8 protein-coding genes and 1 tRNA gene are annotated in these 6,741 nt (G+C 62.9%); 2 read left to right on the top strand and 7 right to left on the bottom strand.

Features of this window, described 5'->3' with window-relative positions:
* Positions 1-698: 698 nt before the first annotated feature.
* Positions 699-776, bottom strand: a tRNA-Pro gene (locus CWO89_RS38965).
* Between the two features lie 232 nt (positions 777-1,008).
* On the opposite strand from CWO89_RS38965, the gene CWO89_RS38960 reads away from it, so the two are divergent.
* Positions 1,009-1,227, top strand: a complete 219-nt coding sequence (locus CWO89_RS38960) for a DUF6894 family protein (protein ID WP_130583632.1) — start codon at positions 1,009-1,011, stop codon at positions 1,225-1,227.
* An 18-nt stretch (positions 1,228-1,245) separates the two neighbouring features.
* Here the strand turns inward: CWO89_RS38960 and CWO89_RS38955 are convergent, their stop codons facing one another.
* The 6 genes from CWO89_RS38955 to CWO89_RS38930 form a co-directional block, all read right to left on the bottom strand.
* Positions 1,246-1,860 carry a MerR family transcriptional regulator gene (locus CWO89_RS38955; RefSeq protein ID WP_130583631.1) on the bottom strand — a complete coding sequence of 205 codons (615 nt, stop codon included), beginning with the start codon at positions 1,858-1,860 and terminating at the stop codon, positions 1,246-1,248.
* Positions 1,861-1,997: 137 nt separating this feature from the next.
* Positions 1,998-2,330, bottom strand: coding sequence for an integration host factor subunit alpha (locus CWO89_RS38950; protein ID WP_130583630.1), 333 nt, complete (start codon positions 2,328-2,330; stop codon positions 1,998-2,000).
* Positions 2,331-2,463: 133 nt separating this feature from the next.
* Positions 2,464-3,441: a beta-ketoacyl-ACP synthase III gene (locus CWO89_RS38945; protein WP_130583629.1), complete on the bottom strand. Its 978-nt coding sequence runs from the start codon at positions 3,439-3,441 to the stop codon at positions 2,464-2,466.
* The gene (gene plsX / locus CWO89_RS38940; protein ID WP_130583628.1) at positions 3,438-4,499 is read right to left on the bottom strand and encodes a phosphate acyltransferase PlsX; all 1,062 of its coding nucleotides are present in this window, start codon (positions 4,497-4,499) and stop codon (positions 3,438-3,440) included. Before plsX ends, CWO89_RS38945 begins: the two co-directional genes overlap by 4 nt.
* A 359-nt stretch (positions 4,500-4,858) precedes the next feature.
* On the bottom strand, positions 4,859-5,479 hold the full coding sequence (locus CWO89_RS38935; protein WP_130583627.1) for a YceD family protein: 621 nt from the start codon (positions 5,477-5,479) through the stop codon (positions 4,859-4,861).
* Complete coding sequence (locus tag CWO89_RS38930; RefSeq protein ID WP_130583626.1) at positions 5,476-6,027, bottom strand: ubiquinol-cytochrome C chaperone family protein; 552 nt, start codon at positions 6,025-6,027, stop codon at positions 5,476-5,478. Before CWO89_RS38930 ends, CWO89_RS38935 begins: the two co-directional genes overlap by 4 nt.
* 107 nt (positions 6,028-6,134) lie before the next feature.
* On the opposite strand from CWO89_RS38930, the gene CWO89_RS38925 reads away from it, so the two are divergent.
* Positions 6,135-6,611 carry an outer membrane protein assembly factor BamE gene (locus tag CWO89_RS38925; RefSeq protein ID WP_028162881.1) on the top strand — a complete coding sequence of 159 codons (477 nt, stop codon included), beginning with the start codon at positions 6,135-6,137 and terminating at the stop codon, positions 6,609-6,611.
* The last annotated feature ends 130 nt before the right edge of the window (positions 6,612-6,741 follow it).

Below are 6,741 nucleotides of genomic sequence, written 5' to 3'. Positions count from 1 at the left end.
TGGCCTCCTTCCCAGCCAGCATGTTGAATCAGAACCGATCTGATTTGGGAATCCTCAATCGATTCAATCTAATTTCATCCCGCTCTAGCGCGCGCAGAGGTCGTCTGCTCTGCTCGGCAATCACACTCGCCTTGGGGCAACCGTCCACCCAATATCCATATTGATAGCGATCGCCCACATCAGCGCTCAACCAGTCGTTAGGAGCCAACGTTTCGGTCGCGAACGATCGCCCAGGCACCGCGGTAGAATTCGATATCGATGTCGCCGAGTCATCACTATCGGTGAGCAAAACCACGACAATATTGATAGAGCAATGATTGGTCATCCGGATGACCGCCCCTGGCGAAAACCACTTCAGTGACGAATCACCCGGGGTAACGGGAAGCTGGGGAGGGTTCGTGTCGACGCAGATGCAGACATGCTCTAGGTGAATGGGATGTTATGTTGGGAATTGACAGACCGATCGACGTAAGGGAGCCGCTGATCTTCTCAATCAGGAGCAAAATTGCGGCGATAACGCCAAGCGGTGGCAAAATTAGCAGGACAGCTCTGAATCCGCGGCGTCCGTGCCTGCCGAAAATCAATTCGAATATTTGGCTGCCGCGTTCCGGGTCAGGCAGTTCCAGCAAAGGCGCCATCACGTTACCCGATCCGTTACCCCGGCGTAATTTCAGATATCAGGAAATCCGGCTAAGTATTGGTCGGAGCGAAAGGATTTGAACCTTCGACCCCTAGTCTCCCAGACTAGTGCGCTAACCGGGCTGCGCCACGCTCCGATCCCGTTCCATTAGCTGCGATCAGGGCTTCGCGCAAGGCGCGATCGGATGGTGCTCGCCAAGCCCGGTCCCTCGCGCGGTTCTCGCAGCAATGGCCGCGGCCAAAACCCGCTCGGTTCGAGCCGGTCAGCCCAGATTGAGGCAGATCAAGCCAAAGTTCCCGTCGGCGCCATAGCCTTGGTGTGCCTTTCCGCCAACCCGCCTGCGCCACAAAAATCAGAGGCAAACCAACGTGCAGACCTTCTATTTCGACCGGAAGGACGGTGTTCCGATCCGCGACCGGATCGGGAAGCAGTTTTCATCGGACGCCGAAGCTATCGAATACAGCAAGACGCTCGCCGCACATTTCCGAAAAGAGGCTCCCGCTGAGCCGGACCTTGCGATCGTGGTCGTCAGCGAGTCCGGTCGCGAGATTCATCGCGAGCCGGTTCATCCGGCGGCCATCTCCTAGACGGTCCGGCCGCGCGACTTACCGGCCTTCGCCGTCCTTCATTGCCGAATCCAGCATCTCCCGGCAACCGATCAGGTCCTGGAGCGCGCGCTGCAGGCGTTCGCGGTCGGCGGCGGGGATGCCGCGGGCGGGTGCGGCTGCCGCCGTGGGCTGGGCGGCCGGGGGTTGCCGCCCCTTGAACGGGGCGAGAATGCCGTCCTCGTCGGGGTCGACGAAGCGGTAGTCGATCTCGATGGCGTTGCCGTCATCAAATTCCTCGTCCTCGGCATCGTTATCGTGGCCGGCGGTCTCCTCCTCCTCGTCGGATTCCCGCAGGCTCTGCCCGATCGCCTCCTCGACGGCGCCAAAGGAGATCGCCGCGCTCTGGTCGGAGATCGCCTGGACCGACTTGATGCCGTGCTCCTTCAGGATCCGCTGCACGCCGCGGATCGTATAGCCCTCGCCATACAGCAGGCGGCGGATGCCCTTGAGCAGGTCGACGTCGTCAGGGCGATAGTAGCGGCGGCCGCCGCTACGCTTCATCGGCTTGATCTGCGCGAACCGCGTCTCCCAGAAACGCAACACGTGCTGGGGGATGTCGAGCTCGTCGGCGACCTCGCTGATGGTACGGAATGCATCGGGCGCCTTCTCCAACTGCCCGCTCCTTCTCCTGGAGTACGATCCGCACAAACGCGCTCGTGACAACGCCAAGCGCTTGCGCCGAGATCACGCTCAAACAACGATAGCGCGGGATGACGATTCGAAGAAACGCCATCACGCCCAAGAAGGAATTATCCGCTCTTGTCTTCGCCGTTGGTCGAACCGTGGTGGCCGTTGATCCGCTGCTTCAGGATCGCCGACGGCTTGAATACCATCACCCGCCGCGGCGAGATCGGCACTTCGGTGCCGGTCTTCGGATTGCGTCCGATGCGCTGGCCTTTCTTGCGCACCATGAAGGAGCCGAAGGACGACAGCTTCACCGTTTCGCCCTTTTCCAGGCAATCGGTGATTTCCTTCAAGACGAGTTCGACAAACGCCGAGGATTCCGTGCGCGACAATCCCACCTTCTGGTAGACCGCCTCGCACAAATCGACTCGTGTGACTGTTTTACCGGTTCCGGTCATCGCCTGCCCCGCACTCTCGGCGAACAAAATTTGTCCCCTGAAATTAGAGGGTTAGCAGGCAATGGTCAACAGTGGCGATAATGCAGCAGCCTGCCAAAAATCGTCAGGGATGTGTCTTTTCTGATTGCACGCTTCACCAGCGAACGAGCGCCGAGCCCCAGGTGAAGCCGCCGCCCATCGCTTCGAACAGCACGAGGTCGCCTTTCTTCACGCGTCCATCCTTCACCGCGACCGATAGCGCCAGGGGAATCGATGCCGCCGAAGTGTTGCCGTGGCGATCGACCGTCAGCACCACCTTCTGCGGTGCAATATGAAGCTTGTGCGCCGAAGCATCGATGATCCGCTTGTTGGCCTGATGCGGGATGAACCAGTCGATGTCCTCGGCGCTGGTGCCGGTGGCGTTGAAAGCGTCGACGATCACGTCGGTGATCATGCCGACCGCGTGCTTGAACACCTCGCGGCCTTCCATCCTGAGATGGCCGACCGTCTGCGTCGATCCCGGGCCGCCGTCGACGAACAACTTCGACTTGTGGCGGCCGTCAGAGCGCAGATGCGTGGTCAGCACGCCGCGGTCGGACGATTTGCCCGGCTGCTCCTGCGCTTCCAGCACCACCGCGCCGGCGCCGTCGCCGAACAGCACGCAGGTGCCGCGGTCGCTCCAGTCGAGGATGCGCGAGAAGGTCTCGGCACCGATCACCAGCGCCCGCTTGTAGGCGCCGGTGCGCAGGAAATTGTCGGCGGTCGCCAGCGCGAAGACGAAGCCGGAGCACACCGCCTGCAGGTCGAAGGCTGCGCCATGGGTGATGCCGAGCCCGTTCTGCACCGCGACCGCGGTTGCGGGAAACGTATTGTCCGGCGTCGAGGTCGCGAGCACGATCAGGTCGATATCCTCAGCATCGAGGCCGGCGTTCGCCAGCGCCGCGCGCGCGGCGTTGATGCCGAGATGGGAGGTGAACTCCCCTTCGGCGGCGATGTGCCGCTCCCTAATGCCGGTGCGCTGCACGATCCACTCGTCTGATGTATCGACGCGGGTCGCCAGCTCGGCATTGGTCAGGACCCGCTCCGGCAGATAAGAGCCGCAGCCGAGCACGACCGATCGTATCGCAGTCACGAGACAGCCTCCTGCGCGGTCTGCGCTGAGGCCAGCGCGCTGCCGTCGCGGTTGAGCATCTGATTGATCTTGGTGAGGAGATCGTAGTGGGCCATCTCATAGCCAACATCGACGGCATAGGCAAAGCCTTCGGCGCTCGTTCCGCCGTGACTTTTTACGACCAAACCCTTCAGACCCAGGAGCACCCCGCCGTTGGACTTGTTGGGGTCCATCTTGTCGCGCAGCGCCCGGAAGGCGCCGCGGGCTAGAAGATAGCCGATCCGCCTGGGCCAGGTCTGGGACAGGGCGTTGCGCAGGAAACCCTCCATCTGCCGCGCGGTGCCCTCGGCCGCCTTCAGCGCGATGTTGCCGGCATATCCCTCCGTGACGACCACATCGGCGACGCCTTTGCCGATGCCGTCGCTCTCGACGAAGCCGATATAATTCAGTTGCGGCAGGTTCATCGCCCGCAACAGCTCCGCGGCCTCGCGGATCTCCTCATGTCCCTTCATCTCTTCGCGGCCGATATTGAGCAGCCCCACGGTCGGCCGCTCCACATTGAACCGCACGCTTGCCATCGCGCTGCCCATCAAGGCCAGCGCCACCAGGTGGTGCGCGTCGCCGCCGATGGTCGCCCCGAGGTCGAGCACGATGGCGTCGCCCCGCACGGTCGGCCAAAGCCCCGTGATCGCCGGGCGGTCGATTTCCGGCAGCATGCGCAGATTGAAGCGCGCCATCGCCATCAGCGCACCGGTGTTGCCGGCGGAGATCGCGACATCGGCCTCGCCCTGTTTCACCGCGTCGATCGCAAGCCACATCGAGGACGTCTTGCGGCCGCGCCTGAGCGCCTGACTCGGCTTCTCATCGTTGCTGATCGCGACGTCGGTGTGGATCACGCGCGAGGCCGCCTTCAAGGCGGGATGCGCCGCCAACTCCGGCTCGATCAGCTTGCTGTCGCCAAACAGCAGGAATTCGGTGTCAGGATGCCGGCTCAACGAGATGGCGGCGCCGGGGACGACGACCGATGCGCCGTCATCGCCACCCATGGCGTCAAGCGCGATTCGAACCTTTTTAGGCATGAACGTCCCGGAAACCTGCTCTCGGCGGCCTTGAAGCAGACCAGCCACCCGTTTGAAAGCCACCGCCATCAGCGATGTCTATCGCGGTCAGCGATGTCTGTCGCGGTCAGCGATGTCCATCGCGACAAGCGATGTACGGCCGGAGGCAACGGCGCGCCCGGCTGGGCCGCGACAATAACCTGTCCCCATTCTGACACAACCTCTTCACCATGCTTTGCCGGCCGGCTCAGGGTTGCAGGAACGCGGAGGCGTCGACGGAGGATATTTCAAATTATTCAATATCTTATCTCAGATTTATGAGAACGCAACGGATCGACTTCGCGCGATGGTTCGCTCTCATAATCCACTTTAACCGGAGCCTATTTCCCGTTGGATTTCCCTTTCGGCTTGTTCCCACCGGGGGTTTTCGGCGCGGCCTGCAGCGCTTTCAGCGCGGCAAACGGGTGGTCCTTGGGATCGGCGGCCTCGACCACCGGCTCGAACACGGCATCCGCCTTGCGCGGATAGGGATCAATCGCGAGGAACAGCGCGTCGGTGGCGAGCCGGCCGAGATCGATCATGCCGTTCTCGATCGGCTCCGGCGGGTCGGGTATCTCAGCTTCGCTGCGTTCGGCCTCCTCGGCCAGCGCGGCCATCCGCGGGATCTGCTCCGGCGGGGCGAAGATCAGGTCGATCTCCTCGTCGATCTCGTTCTCGATCTCCTCGAGCGTCACCACACAGGTCTGTCCGACGCGGCCGCGCACGGAGCCCACGACATGGAAGCGGCCGCCGCTCTTCGGCGTGACGTCGAACGACGCCTCAGCCGAAAGCACCTCGCGCAGGCTCGCGATATCGGCCAATGCCTGGCGCTGGCGCGGATCGGCCTCGATGTCGCGGTGCAGGCCGGTTTCCGGCACCTGCGCCACCGCGACCAGCGCGCGCCAAGGGTCACGCGAAGGATCGCGCGGAGGAAGCGGCCTCTCTGTCTCGGTATCTTTCATTGGGCCGCGCCCACCTGCTCCGGCACTGGAAACTTCCACGATCCGCCCGACAGGGTCGCCGCGTCGAGCTGGTCCAGCACGGCCGCTACCTGCTCGGCATAGGTCGCAAGCTGCCGCGCCTTCTCGATGTCCTTGCCATCAAAGATATTCTTGCAGAATGCGTTTGCCAGCGCCTCATGGCCATCGATGAGCGCAAGGTCGTAGGCCACGGAACGGCCGTAGAAGGCCTCGCCGAACGCCTTCATCCGTTTCGGCACGGTGAGGTCGCCAACCCCCATTTCGCGCAGATTGTCGTCCATGTCCTCGCAGAAGCGGTCGAACAGCGCCTGCGACAGGCCTGATTCGCCCTCCGCTGCCCTCAGGCGCCGCAGCACCAGCCACAAATGCATCAAGAGCAGGTCGAATCGGCCGTTAACCGTGTCTGCGACGGCCAACTGTCGGTAAAACACCGGTTCTCGCGCCTGCGTCACGATCATGCCATAGATGGTCTCAATGGTGCCGCTCGGGAGTAGCCGGGGTTTCTTGAATTGATTGAACGGCCAAAGCATTGTGGGTTCCGCCCGCGGGCCCAAAGCGCCCGCTTCTGTTGCAATCCTCAGCCGTGCCCGGTACGTCAACGCCTCGCGCGACGCAAGGGGACGGATCAGTTCCGCCGATGACCGAAGCCAACAAGACCAGCCCACGCGTGTCCTTCTCACGCGGTGTGCTAGCACGCTGCCGCGCCGCGGCGGCCATCGGCCTCGTCTGCGCGCTGCTTGCCGCCTGCACCGGCGAGCAATTCCAGAAGGGCTACATCCTGCCGCAGGGCGCGCTCGAGCAGATCCCGATCGGCGCGAGCCAGGACCAGGTGCTGATCGTGATGGGCACGCCGTCGACGGTGGCCACGCTGGACGGCGAGGTGTTCTATTACATCTCCCAGCGCACCGAGCGCCCAGTCGCCTTCATGAACCAGCGGGTGGTCGACCAGCGCGTGATCGCCGTTTATTTCGACAAGAACCGCACCGTCCGCCGCATCGCCAATTACGGCCTGCAGGACGGCAAGATCTTCGACTTCGTCAGCCGCACCACGCCGACCTCGGGCCAGGAGCTCAGCTACCTGACGCCGCTGTTCAAGCTCTTGAGCTTCAACTAACCATCGGCCCGCTGCGCCAAGTCGCCGCTTAACTCCTCGCTTGCCGGACCGCCCTGCGGTCCCCTACGCTCCCTGAAAACAAGATCAAATCAGGGAGCGAACACGTGAGCCGAACCTTGCTTTCCCGCCG

The organism is Bradyrhizobium sp. Leo170 (assembly GCF_004296405.1).
In the GTDB taxonomy this organism is placed as follows: Bacteria; Pseudomonadota; Alphaproteobacteria; order Rhizobiales; family Xanthobacteraceae; genus Bradyrhizobium.
The sequence above is the reverse complement of the archived record's forward strand: the minus strand, read 5'-3'. Positions and strand labels throughout refer to the sequence as shown.